15 protein-coding genes and 1 riboswitch are annotated in these 18,693 nt (G+C 68.2%); of the genes, 7 read left to right on the top strand and 8 right to left on the bottom strand.

Translation table 11 applies throughout. The annotated features are described in order from the left end of the window. Positions 1 to 92 precede the first annotated feature (92 nt). Positions 93 to 1,004 (top strand): UDP-3-O-acyl-N-acetylglucosamine deacetylase, encoded by a 912-nt coding sequence (lpxC, locus tag AC1DGW_RS06680; protein ID WP_478020845.1) that lies wholly within the window; start codon positions 93 to 95, stop codon positions 1,002 to 1,004. Positions 1,005 to 1,184: 180 nt separating this feature from the next. Here lpxC and AC1DGW_RS06675 read toward each other — a convergent pair whose 3' ends face one another. Then, entirely contained in the window at positions 1,185 to 1,622 is a 438-nt protein-coding gene (locus AC1DGW_RS06675) for a DciA family protein (RefSeq protein ID WP_055765880.1), read from the bottom strand. 12 nt (positions 1,623 to 1,634) lie between these two features. Between AC1DGW_RS06675 and AC1DGW_RS06670 the strand changes: the two genes are divergently transcribed. From AC1DGW_RS06670 to AC1DGW_RS06660, 3 genes are all read left to right on the top strand, one after another. Continuing rightward, a complete protein-coding gene (locus AC1DGW_RS06670; protein ID WP_478020843.1) occupies positions 1,635 to 2,585 on the top strand; it encodes a M23 family metallopeptidase in 951 nt (316 codons plus the stop codon). A 157-nt stretch (positions 2,586 to 2,742) separates the two neighbouring features. Then, positions 2,743 to 5,454 carry a preprotein translocase subunit SecA gene (secA, locus tag AC1DGW_RS06665; RefSeq protein WP_478020841.1) on the top strand — a complete coding sequence of 904 codons (2,712 nt, stop codon included), beginning with the start codon at positions 2,743 to 2,745 and terminating at the stop codon, positions 5,452 to 5,454. A 542-nt stretch (positions 5,455 to 5,996) separates the two neighbouring features. Beyond that, positions 5,997 to 6,950, top strand: coding sequence for a Nudix family hydrolase (locus AC1DGW_RS06660; RefSeq protein ID WP_478020839.1), 954 nt, complete (start codon positions 5,997 to 5,999; stop codon positions 6,948 to 6,950). On the opposite strand, the gene AC1DGW_RS06655 is transcribed toward AC1DGW_RS06660, so the two are convergent. The 4 genes from AC1DGW_RS06655 to grxB all read right to left on the bottom strand — a co-directional run bounded on the left by AC1DGW_RS06655 (position 6,940) and on the right by grxB (position 10,120). Continuing rightward, positions 6,940 to 7,515 carry a DUF4124 domain-containing protein gene (locus AC1DGW_RS06655; RefSeq protein ID WP_478020837.1) on the bottom strand — a complete coding sequence of 192 codons (576 nt, stop codon included), beginning with the start codon at positions 7,513 to 7,515 and terminating at the stop codon, positions 6,940 to 6,942. The genes AC1DGW_RS06660 and AC1DGW_RS06655 overlap by 11 nt on opposite strands. 133 nt (positions 7,516 to 7,648) lie before the next feature. Continuing rightward, a complete protein-coding gene (gene metF / locus AC1DGW_RS06650) occupies positions 7,649 to 8,479 on the bottom strand; it encodes a methylenetetrahydrofolate reductase [NAD(P)H] (RefSeq protein ID WP_478020835.1) in 831 nt (276 codons plus the stop codon). Positions 8,480 to 8,579: 100 nt separating this feature from the next. Further along, positions 8,580 to 9,338: a COG4705 family protein gene (locus tag AC1DGW_RS06645; RefSeq protein WP_478020833.1), complete on the bottom strand. Its 759-nt coding sequence runs from the start codon at positions 9,336 to 9,338 to the stop codon at positions 8,580 to 8,582. A 140-nt stretch (positions 9,339 to 9,478) separates the two neighbouring features. Further along, positions 9,479 to 10,120: a glutaredoxin 2 gene (grxB, locus tag AC1DGW_RS06640; RefSeq protein WP_478020830.1), complete on the bottom strand. Its 642-nt coding sequence runs from the start codon at positions 10,118 to 10,120 to the stop codon at positions 9,479 to 9,481. A gap of 217 nt (positions 10,121 to 10,337) precedes the next feature. Here grxB and AC1DGW_RS06635 point away from each other — a divergent pair, with 217 nt between their 5' ends. Both AC1DGW_RS06635 and AC1DGW_RS06630 read left to right on the top strand, forming a co-directional pair. After that, on the top strand, positions 10,338 to 11,960 hold the full coding sequence (locus AC1DGW_RS06635; protein WP_478020827.1) for an APC family permease: 1,623 nt from the start codon (positions 10,338 to 10,340) through the stop codon (positions 11,958 to 11,960). A gap of 63 nt (positions 11,961 to 12,023) precedes the next feature. Next, complete coding sequence (locus tag AC1DGW_RS06630; RefSeq protein WP_478020824.1) at positions 12,024 to 12,578, top strand: DUF3228 family protein; 555 nt, start codon at positions 12,024 to 12,026, stop codon at positions 12,576 to 12,578. Positions 12,579 to 12,584: 6 nt separating this feature from the next. On the opposite strand, the gene AC1DGW_RS06625 is transcribed toward AC1DGW_RS06630, so the two are convergent. The 3 genes from AC1DGW_RS06625 to ahcY form a co-directional block, all read right to left on the bottom strand. Then, positions 12,585 to 13,049, bottom strand: coding sequence for a GNAT family N-acetyltransferase (locus AC1DGW_RS06625; protein ID WP_478020822.1), 465 nt, complete (start codon positions 13,047 to 13,049; stop codon positions 12,585 to 12,587). A 57-nt stretch (positions 13,050 to 13,106) separates the two neighbouring features. Then, positions 13,107 to 13,934, bottom strand: coding sequence for an alpha/beta hydrolase (locus AC1DGW_RS06620; RefSeq protein ID WP_478020820.1), 828 nt, complete (start codon positions 13,932 to 13,934; stop codon positions 13,107 to 13,109). A gap of 163 nt (positions 13,935 to 14,097) precedes the next feature. Continuing rightward, entirely contained in the window at positions 14,098 to 15,543 is a 1,446-nt protein-coding gene (ahcY, locus tag AC1DGW_RS06615) for an adenosylhomocysteinase (protein WP_478020818.1), read from the bottom strand. 32 nt (positions 15,544 to 15,575) lie between these two features. Then, positions 15,576 to 15,682: riboswitch (S-adenosyl-L-homocysteine riboswitch) on the bottom strand. Between the two features lie 102 nt (positions 15,683 to 15,784). Here ahcY and AC1DGW_RS06610 point away from each other — a divergent pair. Continuing rightward, positions 15,785 to 18,289, top strand: coding sequence for an alpha/beta hydrolase family protein (locus AC1DGW_RS06610; protein WP_478020816.1), 2,505 nt, complete (start codon positions 15,785 to 15,787; stop codon positions 18,287 to 18,289). Positions 18,290 to 18,693 lie beyond the last annotated feature (404 nt).

Below are 18,693 nucleotides of genomic sequence, written 5' to 3'. Positions count from 1 at the left end.
GGGCGGCCGCGCGCCAGGGCGGGATGTTGATGCGTGTTATTCTTGTTTGGCTATGGCCGCGCTCCGGGCGGGCCCCTCCAGAACCTATTCCGATGATCCAGCAGCGCACCCTCAAGAACACGATCCGCGCCACCGGCGTCGGCCTGCACAGCGGCGACAAGGTCTATATGACCCTGCGCCCGGCTCCGGTCGACCATGGCATCGTGTTCCGGCGCGTGGACCTGGACCCGGTGGTGGACGTGCCTGCGCGCGCCGACCTGGTCACCGAAGTGACCCTGTGCACCGGCCTGACCTGCGAAGGCGCCAAGATCCAGACCGTCGAGCACCTGATGTCGGCCATGGCCGGCCTGGGCGTGGACAACGCCATCGTCGAGCTGTCCTCGGCCGAACTGCCGATCATGGACGGCTCCTCGGGCCCGTTCGTATTCCTGCTGCAGTCGGCGGGCATCGCCGAACAGCCCGCGCCCAAGCGTTTCCTGCGCATCCTCAAGACCGTGGAAGTGCGCGACGGCGACAAGATCGCCCGTTTCGAACCGCATGAAGGCTACCGGCTGGGCTTCACCATCCAGTTCGACCACCCGATGATCCCGGCCAAGCAGTCGCGCGTGGAGATCGACTTCTCCACCGCCGCCTACGTCAAGGAAATCTCCCGCGCGCGCACCTTCGGCTTCATGCGCGACCTGGAGTACATGCGCGAGCGCAACCTGGGGCTGGGCGGTTCGATGGACAACGCCATCGTGCTGGATGAGTTCCGCGTGCTCAACGACGACGGCCTGCGCTACGCCGACGAGTTCGTGCGCCACAAGATCCTCGACGCGATCGGCGACCTGTACCTGGCCGGCGGCCCGGTCCTGGGCGCCTACGAAGGCTACAAATCCGGCCATGCGCTCAACAACAAGCTGGTCCGCGCGCTGCTCGCCGACGCCAGCGCCTGGGAGTGGGCGAGCTTCGATTCGCCGGCCGCCGCCGACCCCGTCGTTTACGGCGCGGTCGCCTACGCCTGAATGGGTGTTGCCCGGCGGGGCGTGCAGGTTTTGTGAATCCAGACGCGATTCCAGTCTGAATTTAACCAATAATTAACAAAACACTAACTCCTGCACAGCAAGTCGCGGCTAGGATTCCTGCCGGCTTGGTGCTGGAGTCCTTCGGGATGTCCGGATGCGGTGGAGGATCTCCACCCGCATTCAGGAACGGGTGCCCTTTACATCCGCCAGGCAAGCCAGGGCGTCGCGCAGGCCTTTGTGCGTGGCGGCCGTTACTGCGTGAGTGCTGCGCTGGTCGTTGCGCACCGGGGAGGGTGCAGGCGCGGTTGCAGTCTTGACGGTCACCCGGGTGGCCTTCAGCCCGATGGATCGGGCCGCGTCGAGCAACTGGTCTTCGGCAAGCCTGACCTTGGCGTGCCAGACCGGCGATTCGACGAGAAAAACGAGGTGTTCGCCGTCCACATTGGCCAACCGGCAACGGTTGCCCAGCGCAGGCGGCAGATGGGGGCGCAACTGCCGGTCCAGCGCATCGAGCCACAGGGCTCGCCGCAACGGGTTTCCCGCTTTGTCCGCCATGACCGCTTCCAGCGCCTGTTTCGGCGCGGTGCGGGAACGAACACTGGATTTCGGCTCAGACATAAGAATTCTTCGATGGCATTCAAAAAGATCGTAATCAAAACACGGGGGCAGCAGGCGAAAACGCCGTTGGCACGCCTGCAGGTGTTTTTCGAGGATAGGCCAAAGGCCCTGCTCGGCACCGTGATGGCGCTGGGCTGCCTGGTCGGCGTGGGGCTCACACTGGGCACCGGCGCGGCGGGCGACTCGGCGCTGCGCGCCAAGGTCGAGCGCCAGGAGCGGGAGCTGGCCAGGGTGCAGGCCGACGCGCAGACCCAGGTCAACGCGCTGGCGGCGCGGCTGGGCGAGCTGCAGGCCCAGGCCACGCGCCTGAACGCGCTGGGCGAGCGCCTGACCCAGATGGGCAAGCTCGAGGACGGCGAATTCGATTTCAACGAGACGCCCGGCCTGGGTGACGGCGATGCCGGCCCGGCCCAGGACATCCCGCTGAGCGCGGTCAACAGCGACTTACAGATGCTGGAGCAGCGCTTCGCTGCTTCAGGCCGCCAGTTGTCGGTGCTCGAATCGCTGCTGTTCGACCACCAGCTGGAGCAGAACGCTGTGCCCTCGCGCATGCCGATCCGCAACAGCTACGTGACCTCCGGTTTCGGCACCCGCGCCGACCCGTTCGGCCGCGGCGCCGCCACCCACAAGGGCATGGACTTCCACGCCCGCGTCGGCGACCCGGTGATGGCGGTGGCCGAGGGCGTGGTCAGCTTCTCCGGGGTCAAGGGCGGCTACGGCAACGTGGTCGAGGTCGATCACGGCAATGGCTACAAGACCCTGTACGCGCACAACTCGCGCCTGAGCGTGCGCGAGGGCGACCTGGTCCGCATCGGCCAGGAAGTGGCCAAGGCCGGCTCCACCGGACGCTCGACCGGCGCGCACGTGCATTTCGAGGTGTGGCAGGACGGCCGCGTGGTCAACCCGCGCAAGTTCCTCGGCGACGGCGGCAACACCCCGGTGGGCCGCGTCGGACGTGGCTGACGGCCGCGGATGGGCGCTTGAATCGCCAGGCGCCCGCCCCAAGCTACAATAGGCGTTGCCATCGACAGGGCGCATTGCGCCCTGTTTCGTTTGTGCCCGGCTGGTCCCGCTTGGGGTGGGGTCCGCGCACGGCATTCCATTCAAACCGGTTCCTTCAATGATCAACAGCCTGCTTACCCGCGTTTTTGGCAGCCGCAACGAGCGCCAGCTCCGCCAGCTCAACCGTATCGTCGCCAAGATCAATGCCTTGGAGCCGGAAATCCAGAAGCTTTCCGACGACCAGCTGAAGGCCAAGACCCCCGAGTTCCGCGAGCGTATCGCCGCCGGCGAGGCGCTGGACAAGGTGCTGCCGGAAGCGTTCGCGGTCTGCCGCGAGGCCTCGCAGCGCGTGCTGGGCATGCGCCACTACGACGTGCAGCTGATCGGCGGCATGGTGCTGCACCTGGGCAAGATCGCCGAAATGCGCACCGGCGAAGGCAAGACCCTGGTCGCGACCCTGCCGGTGTACCTCAATGCCCTGGAAGGCAAGGGCGTGCACGTGGTCACCGTCAACGACTACCTGGCGCGCCGCGACGCCGCGCAGATGGGCCGGCTGTACAACTGGCTGGGGCTGAGCGTGGGCGTGGTCTACCCGGGCATGCCGCATGGCGACAAGCGCGAGGCCTATGCCGCCGACATCACCTACGGCACCAACAACGAGTTCGGCTTCGACTACCTGCGCGACAACATGGCGCTGACCCGCGCCGACCGTTACCAGCGCGGCCTGCACTACGCCATCGTCGACGAAGTGGACTCGATCCTGATCGACGAGGCGCGTACCCCGCTGATCATCTCCGGCCCGGCCGATGATTCGCCGGAGCTGTACATCCGCGTCAACCGCGTGGTGCCGCAGCTGGTCAAGCAGGAGACCGAGGAAGGCGAGGGCGATTTCTGGGTCGACGAGAAGGGCAAGCAGGTGCACCTGTCCGAAGCGGGCATGGAGCACGCCGAAGACCTGCTGCGCCAGGCCGGCATCATCGACGCCGACAACGACGGCGGCCTGTACGCCGCGCAGAACCTGACCGTGGTCCACCACCTCAACGCCGCCCTGCGCGCGCACGCGATCTACCAGCGCGACGTGGACTACATCGTGCGCGATGGCGAAGTGGTGATCGTCGACGAATTCACCGGTCGTACCCTGGCCGGCCGCCGCTGGTCCGACGGCCTGCACCAGGCGGTGGAAGCGAAGGAAGGCGTGCCGGTGCAGCGCGAGAACCAGACGCTGGCCAGCATCACCTTCCAGAACCTGTTCCGCATGTACAGGAAGCTGTCCGGCATGACCGGCACGGCCGACACGGAAGCCTACGAATTCCAGAGCATCTACGGCCTGGAAGTGGTGGTGATCCCGACCAACAAGCCCACCATCCGCAAGGACCACCCTGACCAGGTGTTCCTCAACCGCAAGGGCAAGTTCAACGCGGTGCTGGCCGACATCGAGGAATGCGCCAAGCGCGGCCAGCCGGTGCTGGTCGGCACCACCTCGATCGAAACCTCGGAAATGCTGTCCGAGCACCTGCGCAAGGCCGGCGTGCAGCACGAGGTGCTCAACGCCAAGCAGCACGACCGCGAGGCGACCATCGTCGCCAACGCCGGCCGCCCGGGTTCGGTGACCATTGCCACCAACATGGCCGGCCGCGGTACCGACATCGTGCTCGGCGGTTCGCTGGAAACGGAAATCCACGAGCTGGGCGAAGAGGCCAGCGCCGAGCAGAAGGCCGCGCTCAAGGCCGCATGGCAGGAGCGCCACGACGCGGTCAAGGCCGCCGGCGGCCTGCACATCGTCGGTACCGAGCGCCACGAATCGCGCCGCATCGACAACCAGCTGCGCGGCCGCTCCGGCCGCCAGGGCGATCCGGGGTCGTCCCGCTTCTACCTGTCGCTGGAAGACAATCTGATGCGCATCTTCGCCTCGGACTGGGTGCAGAAGGCGATGCGCCTGATGGGCATGAAGGAAGACGACGTCATCGAGGACCGCCTGGTCAGCCGCCAGATCGAGAAGGCGCAGCGCAAGGTCGAGGCGCACAACTTCGACATCCGCAAGAACCTGCTGGACTTCGACGACGTCAACAACGACCAGCGCAAGGTGATCTACGCCCAGCGCGACGAGCTGCTGGACGCCGAATCGGTCAAGGACAACATCGACGGTATCCGCGGCGACGTGATCTACGACCTGGTGATCCGCTTCGTGCCGCCGAACTCGGTGGACGAGCAGTGGGACCTGCCGGGCCTGCAGGCCACGCTGGAATCGGACCTGGGCGTGCAGATGGACCTGGTCGGGCTGTTCAAGCAGCACGAGGAACTGGACGCCGAGGGCATCGCCCAGGCCGTGGCCGACCACCTGGACCAGCACTTCGCGCAGAAGGAAGCCGCCGTTGGCGGCGAGACCATGCGCGCGCTGGAGAAGCACGTGATGCTGACCGTGCTGGACCAGAGCTGGAAGGAGCACCTGGCGCGCATGGACTACCTGCGCCAGGGCATCTACCTGCGCGGCTACGCGCAGAAGCAGCCCAAGCAGGAATACAAGAAGGAAGCCTTCGAGCTGTTCTCGGAGATGCTGGAGAACGTCAAGCGCGAAGTGATCCACCTGCTCGCGCGCGTGCGCATCCGCAGCGAAGAGGAAGTGGCGGCGATGGAGGCGCTGGAGCGCCAGCAGGCCGAAGCGCGCCTGCAGATGTCGCAGTTCCAGCACCAGGACAACGGCGGCTACGGCGCCGACGAGGAAGCGGCCGACGTGCAGGCCGCGCTCGCCGAGCCCAAGGTCGGCCGCAACGATCCGTGCCCCTGCGGCAGCGGCAAGAAGTACAAGCACTGCCACGGTCAACTCAACTGAAAGTCGAGTTGACCGTGGTGCGGCCTGCGTAGCGGGCCGCACACCCCACGTCCGCCATGCGGACCTGGGGTTCACGGCGTTACTTCCGATCCCCACGCCTTCGGCGCGCCCCCTTGCCAAGGGGGCTTTCCTCCAGACGAATTTCGATAGTCCCGGCCGATGGCCGTGACACGCCGTCGCTGTGGACTGTCATCCTGCGGCTTGCGCCGTACTGGCAAGGCAGAGTCATGGCATTGCGCGGCGGTACAGAGGCGCGTGGCGACGCGCCAACCTGGACTGGTGCCCAGATGCCGTTGCGGCGCCCCGTTCCTTGCTTGCCACACCTCGGTGTCTTTGGCGCATCCCCTGCCTCAGGGAGCGTCCTCCAGAGGCGATCCCGGTGGGTACCGACCATTGGTTGGTAGTGCCGTGCGTGCTCCGACTCACGGCATGAGCGTAGGTGCGGAGCTTGCCCGCATGGGCTTTTCCAATGAAGGCCCATGCCGGGAAAGCACGAGCGCAAACGATTGCGCGATCCCCCGGATTTTCGGCATTCTCGGCGCATGACCTCTCCCTTGCGTTCCATCCATGTCGTGGCCGCCGTCATCACCGACGCGCGTGGCCGCATCCTGCTCAACCGCCGGACCGGCAACAGCGACATGGCCGGGCTGTGGGAGTTCCCGGGGGGCAAGCGCGAGCCGGGGGAGACGTCCGAGCAGGCGCTGGTGCGCGAGCTGCGCGAGGAGCTCGGCATCGAGGCCGAGATCGGCGAGTGGGTGATGGAGGTACCGCAGCTGTATCCGGACAAGCGCCTGCGGCTGGAAGTGCGGCGGGTGCAGCGCTGGAAAGGGGCGGCGCGGGGGCGCGAGGGTCAGGCCATCACCTGGGTGACGCCCGACAGGCTCTGCCGTTATTCGATGCCGCCGGCGGACCTGCCGGTGGTGGCTGCGCTGCGCCAGGCCGACCGCTACCTGGTCACGCCGGAACCCTTGGCCGGCGCCGCCGCCTGGCTGGATGGGCTGCAGGCCGCGATCGACGGGGGCATCCGCCGCGTGCAGCTGCGCACGCCCCAGGCCGGCGACCGCGGGGGGCTGGCGCGCGACGCGGTGGACCGCGTCGGCCGCCACGCCGAGCTGCTGCTCAACCGCGATATCGCGCTGGCGGCGGAACTGGGCGTGGGCGTGCACCTGGGTAGCGAGCAACTGCTGCAGCTGGAGCGCCGCCCGATGCCCGAAAGCGTGCTGGTCGGCGCTTCCTGCCACGATCTGCCGCAACTGCAGGCCGCGCAGCGCCTGGGCTGCGATTTCGCGGTGCTCGGGCCGGTGCAGGCCACCGCCAGCCATCCCGGCGCGACGCCGCTGGGATGGGATGCATTCGAACGCCTGCGCGAGCAGGTGTCGTTGCCGATCTACGCCATCGGCGGCCTGGCCGCGGTGGACATCGGTACCGCGCGCCGGCATGGCGCGCTGGGCGTGGCCGCGATCCGTGCGCTGTGGCCCCAGTCGCCTACAGGCTGATCCAGAAGCAGTTGTACTGCCGGCGCAGCTTCAGCAGCGTGCGCGAGGGCGTGCCGCTGCGGCCCAGCGATTGTTCCAGCCGCAGCGCGACCGGGCGTGGCGGCGTGGCCGGCATGTTGGTGATCAGGATCGGGCCATTGCCGGCCTCCGCGCCGGTATCGTCCGCCGGCTCCAGCTCCGGGTCGCGCGGGAACACCGGCGCGATGTCGACCAGCGGGCGCTGCACGATCGCATCCAGCCGGTCCATCACCCGCGTGGCCTCGGCGCTGGACAGCCCGCTCCAGGAATAGATGCCGGACAGGCGGTTGGCGTCGCGCGCATCCACCGCCGAGCGGATCTGCGCCACCACCTCACTGAGCCGGCGTGCGCAGGTGTCGCGGTACAGGCCGCTGCCGCCGGCGGCGCGTGCCTCGGGCAGCAGGCGCGCATGCGCGCCCATGGCCTCGCAGGACTTGTCGCCGTACACCGTCCGGCCCTGCGCATCGGTGCAGCGGTTGACCTGCTGCGCATGCGCGGCGCCGGCCCACAGGGCGGTGGAGAGGAGGAGAAGCGGCAGGCATCGCATCGGCCAAGCCTAACCGGTGGAGCGCATATTGGTGCGAGAAGGCACTTGTGCGGATCCTTCCGCAACTGCCCACGTATCCATGTGCGTGCGCAGGCCCATCGCGCGCGACGGTGCGCGCCTGCATGCGCCGCGATCAGCCGCGGCCGATCCGCTGCAGCACCGCGCTGGTCGGCTTGGCCAGGTTGAGCGTGTAGAAGTGCAGCGACGGCGCGCCGCCGGCGATCAGCCGCTCGCACAGGGCCGCCACCACGTCGGCGCCGAACGCGCGCACCGACTCGGCGTCGTCGCCATAGGCCTGCATGCGTTTGGCGATCCAGCGCGGGATCTCCGCGCCGCACTGTTCGGAGAAGCGGCGCAGCTGGCTGAAGTTGGAGATCGGCATCACCCCGGGGATGATCGGCACGTCCACGCCCAGCCTGCGCGTGGCATCGACGAAATGGAAGTAGGCGTCGGCGTTGTAGAAGTACTGGGTGATGGCCGCGTCGGCGCCGGCATCGATCTTGGCCTTGAAATGGCGCAGGTCGGCCAGCGCGTCGCTGGCCTGCGGGTGCGTCTCCGGGTAGGCGCCGACTTCGATGCGGAAGGCGTCGCCGTGTTCGGCGCGGATGAAAGCGATCAGCTCCGAGGCGTAGCGCAGGTCGCCGGGAAAGCCCATGCCCGAGGGCAGGTCGCCGCGCAGGGCGACGATGCGCTGTACGCCGATGGCGCGGTACAGCTTGAGCAGTTCGCGGATTTCCTCGCGGGTGCCGCCCACGCAGGACAGGTGCGGCGCGGCCTGCAGGCCATGGTGCTGGTTGAGGTGGCGCACCGTCTCGGAGGTGTAGCTCAGGGTCGAGCCACCGGCGCCGAAGGTACAGGACACGTACTCGGGCGCATGCGCCTTGAGCCTGCTCGCGGTGCGGTCCAGCTGCGCGCGCTGGTCATCGGTCTTGGGCGGATAGAACTCGAAGCTGAGCGCGGTCATGGCGGGCCGTGGGATGGGTTCGGTCCGGATTATATCTCTCCATCAAGATGGATGTGCAATTGTTTCGGCTGTGACCGGGCGTCGACCATGCGCGGCGCCTTCAATGCGCCTGCCGCGCCGCCCGCTGCGGCAGCAGGGCGATGCAGGCGACGATCGCCACCAGCAGCACCAGCGAGGCGGTGTAGCGGCTCAGCGCCAGCCCGCCGTGGTCGAGCGGCTTGTCGAGGAAATCGCCGACCACCGCGCCCAGCGGCCGGGTGAGGATGAAGGCCGCCCAGAACAGCAGGGTCTTCGACAACCGGGTGCTGAAGTGCAGCGCCGCGACCAGCGCCAGCAGGCCGCCGAACAGGACAATGCCGCCGCCATAGCCCAGGCCCTGGGTATCGGCTGCCCAGTCGCCCAGCGCGGTGCCCAGGGTCTGCGAGAAGGTGATGGTCAACCAGTAGAACAGCTCGCTGCGGCGCGAAGTGATGTCGGCCACCGAGACCGTGCCGGTGCTGCGCTGCCAGCAGAACAGCGTACCCAGCAGCAGCGCCAGCAGCAGGCTGGTGCCGCCGCTGTAGCCGATGCCCAGCGAGCGGTCCACGTAGTCGGCCAGGGTGGTGCCGACCGTGGTGCTGGCGATGATCGCCGCCCAGTACAGCCAGGGACGGAAGCCGCTGGCGCGGATCTGCGCCGCCACGGCGACGGCGAACACGGCGGCGAACAGCAGGGTGCCGACCAGGTAGCCCAGGTCCATCGACATGGTGACCGCATCGCCGCCGACCTCGCCGAGCGTGGTGGCGAGGATCTTGGTGATCCAGAAGGCGAGGGTGACTTCGGGAACCTTGCTGTCGCGCAGGGTGGCGCTGAGGGTCATGGCGGTGATCCGATCCGGGAGGGGCGCCGCCACGATGCGGAGCCGCTGGTCGGAGGCATGTCGGAAACGCGTCCCCGCCCGGCAGTGGTGCACCATCCGCTGGATCGCCGTTCAGCCGGCGGCTGCGCGCACCACGGCGCTTACAGCGCCTTGTCGTCGAACAGCGCCACCCGGCAACGTGTGGCCCGATCGGCCAGGTAGCGCTGCACGTTGGGGCCGAAGGCGATGCCCTTGACGATGGTCAGCGAGCGCAGCGCCGGGAACAGGCGGAAATCGCTGGCGTCGAGCGCATCCGCAGGGCCGGCAGCCAGCAGCGTTTCCAGTTCGTCCAGCTGCGGCTGCAGCCGGGCGAGCAGATCCGCGGTGCCGTCCCACAACACCTGCAGGTCGCCGAAGGCGGTGGTCTCGCGCGCGACGAAGGCGGCACGCGCCGCATCGGTGGCCAGTTCGCGGAAGTCGGCGCGGGTGAAGCGCGGCACGCACAGGCGCAGCATCAGCGGCCAGACGCGCTCGACCCAGGCGTCGATGGCGGCGTTGCTGCCGGCGCCGATGAGCGTCGGCGCGGAGGCCTGGTCCAGGTAATGCACGATGTCCATGCTCTCGGGCATGAAGCTGCCGTCGTCCCTGCGCAGGATCGGCACGACCTTGCGGCCGACCATGCGGGTGGGCGTCTCCGCGTCGCCTTCCATGATGATGCCGATGGCCACGTCAAGCTGCTTGAGGCCGATGATCATCTGCGGCCGGCAACAGAACGGGCAGTGTTCGTAGATGAAAAGTTCCATGCAGTGCGGCCATGCGGAAGGTGGCGCATCATCGCGTCGCCACGGAAGGCCGGCAACCACGGCGGCGCAACGAAACGTGGCGGAAAATGCGGCTTGACGCATCCCTGCCACGGTGCCTTCACGCCCCCGCGTGCCATAGGTTGGGCTGACAGCCGGATCCCGTGCCGTCACCCTCGTTCCCGTGCCGACCGCCGGCACGCTCTCTGCCGGAGCCAGCATGAATCCTCCCAGCGCCATCCGCCGCGACGTCGGCCCCATCGCCCTGATGCTGACCGGGCTGGGCTCCATCATCGGTTCGGGCTGGCTGTTCGGCGCCTGGCGCGCGGCCGGCCTGGCCGGACCCGGGGCGATCTGGGCCTGGGTGCTGGGAGCGGCCATCATCCTCACCATCGCCCTGACCTATGCCGAGCTGGGCGCGATGTTTCCCGAATCCGGCGGCATGGTGCGCTACAGCCACTATTCGCACGGCTCGCTGGTGGGCTTCATCGCCGCCTGGGCCAACTGGATCGCGATCGTCTCGGTGATTCCGGTGGAAGCCGAGGCTTCGGTGCAGTACATGGCCTCGTGGCCATGGCAGTGGGCGCAGGACCTGTACGTGCAGGCGCCGGGCGGCCATGGCGAGCTGACCGCACCGGGGCTGGGCATCTCCGCCCTGCTGGTGGTGGTGTACTTCCTGGTCAACTACTGGAGCGTGAAACTGTTCGCGCGCTCCAACAGCACCATCACCGTGTTCAAGCTGGTGGTGCCGGCGCTGACCGCAGTGGCGCTGATCGCCAGCGGCTTCCATGCGCAGAACTTCTCGGTGGGCCTGCATGGCGCCGGCAGCCCGGTGCTCGACTTCTCCGCGATCCTCACCGCGATCGCCACCGCCGGCATCGTCTTCAGCTTCAACGGTTTCCAGAGCCCGGTGAACCTCGCTGGCGAGGCCCGCAACCCCGGGCGCAGCATCCCGCTGGCGGTGGTTGGCTCGATCCTGCTGGCGACGGTGATCTACGTGCTGCTGCAGGTGGCCTACCTGGGTGCGGTGCCGCCGCACATGCTGGAACAGGCTGGCTGGCACGGCATCGATTTCCGCTCGCCATTCGCGCAATTGGCGATCATCGTCAACCTGCACTGGCTGGCGATGCTGCTCTACGTCGATGCCTTCGTCAGCCCCAGCGGTACCGGCATGACCTATACCGCCACCACCGCGCGCATGATCTACGGCATGCAGCGCAACGGCACCGCGCCGGACATCCTCGGCCGCGTGCACGCGCACTGGGGCGTGCCGCGTCCGGCGATGTGGCTGAACCTGGCGGTGTCGTTCCTGTTCCTGTTCTTCTTCCGCGGCTGGGGCACGCTGGCGGCGGTGATCTCGGTGGCAACGGTGATCTCGTACATGACCGGCCCGGTCAGCGCGATGTCGCTGCGCCGCACCGCGCCCGGCCTGCATCGGCCACTGCGGGTGAAGGCGCTGCCGCTGCTGGCCGGCGCCGCCTTCGTGATGGCCACCGAACTGCTCTATTGGGCGCGCTGGCCGCTTACCGGCCAGATCATCCTGCTGATGCTGGTCGCGCTGCCGATCTATTTCTACTACCAGGCCAGATCCGGCTGGCATGATTTCGGCCGCCAGTTGAAAGGTGCGTGGTGGCTGGTCTGCTACCTGCCGACGCTGGCGCTGGTGTCGTGGCTGGGCAGCAGCACCTTCGGCGGCCGCGGCTACCTGGGCTACGGCTGGGATCTGGTGGTGGTGGCGGCGCTCGGCATCGCGTTCTACGTGTGGGGCGTGCAGGCGGGCTGGCGCACGCCATCGGTGGAGCAGGCCGAACGCATTCCGCATCCGGAGCAGGCGCAGGCCTGAGGCCGGCGTGCGCCGGCATGGCGCGATGGCCGACAATGGCCGGGTTTTCCGAACGACCCGGCCATGTCCATCTTCCTCACGCCCTTTGCCCGCACCCGCCTGTTCCCGCGCACGCCGCGCCCGAACACGATCCGCGACTGCACGCCCGAGCAGTTCGAGCGCCACCTCAACGAGAACGCACCGCTGCAGGTGCTCGACGGCTACGCGCCATTCTGCAAGCTGCATGTGCATCGCAACTGGACGTCCACCCGTTGCCTGACCGTGCCGGTCACCGACGGCAACCGCCACCTGCTGCGTTCGGCCTACGAGGCGCGCACGCGCGAGGAACTGCCGGTGCTGGTGCGCTGGTTCGAAGGCGTGGAGCCGCCGGCAGCCGATTACCTGGTCGTCATCCTCTACAGCCGCGAGCAGTTGGCCAGGGAGGGCTCGCCCATCGACGCCGACTGGGGCGTGGTCGGCTGCCTGTACACCGCCGAGCCGGCGGAAATCCCGATGGCGCCGATCACCATGATGCGCAACGCGCTCGGCGTGGAGGAAGGCGGCTCGGGCGTGCCCATCGACCGTGATGCCTACCGGCGTGCGGTGGAGTTCTGGGAAGCGAACGCGAACTGGCGGTAAGCGCGATCAGCCTTCCTGCCGATAGTCGATGGCCAGGCGCAGCATGTCCCGGTGCTGGATGCCGTCCTCGATGATCGCTTCGTCGTAGTTGCGCTGGAAGAAATCGCGGTCGACCTGGAATACACGCAAGCCGTGCCGCTGGTAGAACGCGAGCTGGTAGCCGAAGGCGCCGGTGCCGACTTCCAGCCGCGCCGCGCCTTCGCGCCGGTAGGTATCGATCACGTGGGCCAGCAGCCGCGCGCCGACGCCGCGCTGCTGCCGCGCCGGATCGACGGCGATGTTCATCAGCTCATGGCTGCCCTGCACGCGCGGCACCACCGCGCAGACGCCGGTGATGCTGCCGTCCACCAGGGCGGCGAAGCAGCGCGAGGCGGGAAGATAGGCGCGTACCTTGCGCTCCGAGGGATCGGCCAACAGGAGCAGCGCCAGTGGCGCTTCGGCCGGCGGTATTTCGTGGATCGATGTGGACATGCGTCGTGGGCTTCCTGCGGCCGATTCCGATTGGCGGGCGAGCGGGCACTGGACGGATCAGTGCTCGCCGTCGCCGGAAGCGGGCGCCGCCGGATACATGCGCTCGATCGCCATGGTTTCCAGCGCGGTATAGATGGTGTCGTGGCGCAGGTCCGGGCGCGGCATGGCCTGCCAATGCAGATCGGGCAGGGCGGCGCGCTTCACCGTGTCCGACAGCGCTTGCGCGTGCGGGCCGATGTTGTCCTCGTCGCCCCAGGCCAGCAGCATGCGGCCCTTCAGCCCGGGCATGCCCCGCAGCCGTTCGCCGGCGCCGCGGGTGAGCATCGCATCGTTCCACCACAGGCTCGGGCTGAAGGCGATCCAGGTGTCGAACAGCGCCGGCTGCTCGAACAGGGTTTCGACGATGAACAGCCCGGCCAGCGATTCGCCGATGATGCCGCGCGACTCCGTGGTGCGGTAACGGCGCTCGATCTCGGGAACCAGTTCCTCGGCGATGAAGGCGCGGAACGCGGCCGAGCCGCCGACCACCGGCGCGATGCGGCGGTCGCTGTCCACGCCGGTCGGACCGGTCATGTCGCGACGGCGCTGGGTGTTCTCGATGCCGACCACCAGCAGCGGCGCGATCCGGCCGGCGAGGATGCCGGCATCGACCGTTGCGGCCACGTGCGGGAAATCCTCGGCGACGCCGCCATCGGGCATGTACAGCACCGGATGCGCTGGCGCCGCGTCGGCCGGCGGCAGGTAGACGTTGATGGTGCGTGCTTCCTGCAGCCGCTGCGACTGGATGACGAAGCTGTCGTGCGCGGGTGTCGCCGGCTGCGCGCGGGCGGTGCCGGACAGGGTCGCAAGCAGCAGGGCCGCGATTGTCGGAAGCATTGGTTTCATCGTGGTCTTCAGGATCGAACCGGGACAGGGGTGCGCAGCGTAGCAAGCGCGCATGCGGCGAACGAGAGCCGGGTTCCGATCCTGGTCCTGTTCCCGCGGAGGAAACGCGACGGGCGCCTCACGGCGCCCGTCGTCGTGCTTCATGCAGTGACCAGCAGGCCGATCAGTAGCGGTAGTGCTCCGGCTTGAACGGGCCTTCCACAGGCACGCCGAGGTAGTCGGCCTGTTCCTGGGTCAGGGTGGTCAGCTTCACGCCGATCTTCTCCAGGTGCAGGCGCGCCACTTCCTCGTCCAGCTTCTTCGGCAGGCGGTAGACGTCGGCCTTGTAGCTGTCCTTGTTGGCCCACAGGTCGATCTGCGCCAGGGTCTGGTTGGCAAAACTGTTCGACATCACGAAACTCGGGTGGCCGGTGGCGCAGCCCAGGTTGACCAGGCGGCCCTCGGCCAGCAGGAAGATCGCGTTCCCGTTCGGGAACACGTACTTGTCCACCTGCGGCTTGATGTTGATGTGCTGCACGCCCGGGAACTTCACCAGCGCATCGACCTGGATCTCGTTGTCGAAGTGGCCGATGTTGCAGACGATGGCTTGGTCCTTCATCGCGCTCAGGTGCTCGATGCGGATGATGTCCTTGTTGCCGGTGGTGGTGACGTAGATGTCGCCACGGCCCAGGGTGGACTCGATGGTGTTGACCTCGAAGCCTTCCATCGCCGCCTGCAGCGCGCAGATCGGGTCGATCTCGGTGACGATGACGCGCGCGCCGTAGGCGCGCAGCGAGTGGGCCGAGCCCTTGCCGACGTCACCGTAGCCGCAGACCACGGCGACCTTGCCGGCCAGCATCACGTCCATGGCGCGCTTCAGGCCATCGGCCAGCGACTCGCGGCAGCCGTACAGGTTGTCGAATTTGCTCTTGGTGACCGAGTCGTTGACGTTGATCGCCGGCACCAGCAGGGTGCCGGCTTCGGCCAGCTGGTACAGGCGGTGCACGCCGGTGGTGGTTTCCTCGGAGACGCCCTTCCAGTCCTTGACCACGCGGGTCCAGTAACCCGGGCGCTCGGCGTGCACGCGCTTGAGCAGGTTCTTGATGACCTGCTCCTCGTGCGAGCCCGACGCGCTGTTCACCCAGTCGCTGCCGTTTTCCAGCTCGTAGCCCTTGTGGATCAGCAGGGTGACGTCGCCGCCGTCGTCGACCACCAGTTCCGGGCCGAGCAGGGTGCCGTCGGCGGCCTTGAAGGTCAGCGCTTCCAGCGTGCAGTCCCAGTATTCCTCAAGGGTCTCGCCCTTCCATGCGAACACCGGGGTGCCGGTGGCGGCGATGGCGGCGGCGGCCTGGTCCTGGGTGGAGAAGATGTTGCACGAGGCCCAGCGCACGTCGCCGCCGATGTCCTTCAGCGTCTCGATCAGTACCGCGGTCTGGATGGTCATGTGCAGCGAGCCGGTCACGCGCACGCCCTTGAGCGGCTTGGCCGCGGCGTACTTGCGGCGGATCGACATCAGGCCGGGCATCTCGTGCTCGGCGATGTCCAGTTCCTTGCGGCCCCAGTCGGCCAGCGTGATGTCGCGGATCTTGTAGTCGCCTTCGGTGGAGAAGGTCTTGGCAACAGCGTTCATGTAGAGCTCCGGTGTGGTGCGAGCAGGCTCGCGTTCGCCGGGCGCCGTTGTTGCATGCGATGCCGTCCGAGCCTGGCCGCCGTGCCGGTCCAGCCCTTGCGGGGGACTTCGCATGGCGGTCGCAGCGCCCCTCGGACGGGCCGGCGATTATATCGCGGGGCGGTCTGGCCCAACCAAAGGCAGGGGAGCCGGGCGCCGGAGCTTGTTAACGTGGGCCGTTGATTCAGCCACGAGGATTGCCATGACGATGTTCGCTTCCCGCCCCGCCCGACGGGCTTCCGCGGCGCTGGTGCTGTGCGCCGGCCTGCTGCTGGCGGTGCCGCCGCTGCTGGCGGCCGCCCCGGCCGCCAACGCCCCCGCCGGCGATGCGCAGGGCTACCGCCTGCCGTCGGCGGCGCTGCAGGCGGTAGTGGACGCCCCGCGCGCGCCCAGCCTGCGCCTGTCGCCGCGCCGCGACCTGGCGGCGATGCTGCAGACCCCGCCGCTGCCGTCCATCGCCCAGGTGGCGCAGCCGGAGCTGAAACTGGCCGGCCTGCGCATCAGCCCGAAGACCTTTTCCGACAGCCGCTTTTCCTTCGGCAGCAGGCTGTGGCTGGTTTCCACCGTGGATGGCGCGCAGCGCCAGATCAGCGGCCTGCCGCAGCCGCTGTCGGTGGCCTCGCTGGCCTGGTCGCCGGACCAGAAGTACCTGGCCTTCAACCAGGTGGACCCGGCCAGCGGCAGCAACGAGCTGTGGCTGGTGGACGTGGCCGCCGGCAGCGCGCACCGCGTGGCCGAACGGCTGAACTCCGTGGCCGGCAATGGCTACGCCTGGTTGCCGGGCGGCGATGCGCTGCTGGTGATGCAGCGCCCGGCCGGGCAGGGAGCCGCGCCGGTGGGCGACGGCATCCCGACCGGTCCGGCGGTGCAGCAGACCGAGGCGGGCAAGGGCGTGCGCTCGGTGCGCACCTACCAGGACCTGCTGAAGAACGAACATGACGCGCGCCTGTTCGAGTACTACCTGCAGGCGCAGCCGGTGCGGGTGGCGATCAACGGGCAGAGCAAGCCGCTGGGCATGGCCGGCTTCTACCTGGGGCTGTCGTCCTCGCCGGACGGCAATTACCTGCTCAGCCAGCGCGTGGAGCGGCCGTTCTCCTATGCCGTGCCGGTGAGCAGCTTCCCGCGCCGCATCGAGGTGCTGGACGCGCAGGGCAGGGTCGCGCACACGGTGGCGAAGCTGCCGCTGGTCGAAGGCCTGCCGACCGGCAACGACGCGGTACCGACCGGCGTGCGTTCGATCTCCTGGCGCGCCGACGCGCCAGCCACCCTGGTCTGGGCCGAGGCCCAGGACGGTGGTGATCCGGCGCGCGAGGCGACGATCCGCGACGCGGTGCTGGTGCAGGCCGCGCCGTTCGACAAGCCGCCGATGACGCTGGCGCGGCTGGGCTCGCGCTACGCCGGCATCACCTGGGGCCGTGGCGATGTCGCCCTGCTGGGCGAATACTGGTGGAAGACCCGCCAGGTGAAGGAATGGAAGATCGCCCCGGACCAGCCGGAGCAGGCGCCGCAGCTGCTGTCCGAGCGTTCGGAAGACGACCGCTACGCCGACCCCGGCGAGCCGCTGCTGCAAGTCGACGACGCGGGCCGTGCGCGCCTGCAGTTCACCGCCGACGGCCATGGTTTCTATCGCATCGGCGATGGCGCTTCGCCGGAAGGCGACCGCCCGTTCCTCGACCGCGTCGATCTGGACAGCGGCAAAAGCGAGCGCCTGTTCCATTCGCAGGCGCCGTACTACGAAGCGCCGGTGGCAGTGATCGATGGCGCCGCGCCGCGCGTGCTGTACAACCGCGAGTCCAACGACGAGCCGTCCAACCTGTACGCGCGCGCGCTCGGCGGCGAAGCGGCGCCGGTCGCCCTGACCCGCAACGCGCATCCGCTGCCGCAGCTGCGCGGGGTGAGGAAGGAGCAGATCCGCTACAAGCGCAACGACGGCGTCGAACTCACCGCCGACCTGTTGCTGCCGCCCGGCTACGACCCGAAGAAGGACGGCCCGCGCCCGGTGCTGATGTGGGCTTACCCGGCCGAGTTCAAATCCGCCGCCGACGCCAGCCAGGTCAGCGGTTCGCCGCATCGTTTCAACGCGATCAGCTACTGGGGCCCGCAGGCCTTCCTGGCCAAGGGCTACGTGGTGCTCAACAACCCGACCATGCCGATCGTCGGCGAAGGCGATGCCGAACCCAACGACACCTATGTGCAGCAGCTGGTGGCCAGCGCGCAGGCGGCGGTGGACGAGGTAGTGCGCCGTGGCGTGGCCGACCGCGGGCGCATTGCCGTCGGCGGGCATTCCTACGGTGCGTTCATGACCGCCAACCTGCTCGCGCACACGCGCCTGTTCAAGGCGGGCATCGCCCGCTCTGGCGCCTACAACCGCACGCTGACCCCGTTCGGCTTCCAGGCCGAGGAGCGCAATTACTGGCAGGCGCAGGACATCTATTTGAAGATGTCGCCGTTCAACTATGCCGGCGACATCAAGGACGCGATCCTGTTCATCCATGGCGTGGACGACAACAACTCCGGCACGTTCCCGATGCAGAGCGAGCGAATGTTCGCCGCGGTCAAGGGCCTGGGCGGCAATGCGCGGCTGGTGATGCTGCCCAACGAATCGCACGCCTACCGCGCGCGCGAATCGATCATGACCATGCTCGCCGAGAGCGAGGACTGGCTGGACCGCTGGCTGGCGGCCCCGGCGAAGGACGGCAAGCGGTAGTACCGGCACGCGCCATCGCTGCGCGCTTTCGCCCCACGGTTTGCGGCGCAAACCGTGGGGCCTGCCATGCTCCCGCCTTTGGTGCCTCCTCTGACTCAAGGCTTGCGATATTCCTTGTAGGCGTGCATCTGTAGGAGCGCACTTCAGTGCGCGATGGCGCTTTCCCGGTGAAGCCTCATCGCGCACTGAAGTGCGCTCCTGCAGTGCGTTCCTGCAAATGCGCTCCTGAAACATCGCCGGGATCGCACGTCACGACATGTCCATCGCGGGGCGTTCGCATCCCCATCTGCATGTCTGCAAAGACAGCCACTGGACAACATGCAGATGCAACCATTTTCCCTGTTGGTGCACTGCAAAAATCGCGGGATTTTTCGGTTAGGCTTGGGGCGTTTCCGCTCTTCAGG

The sequence above is a fragment of the Stenotrophomonas sp. 05N423 genome (assembly GCF_056397145.1).
Note: the sequence above shows the minus strand (reverse complement) of the source record. Positions and strands in the feature narration are given on the sequence as shown.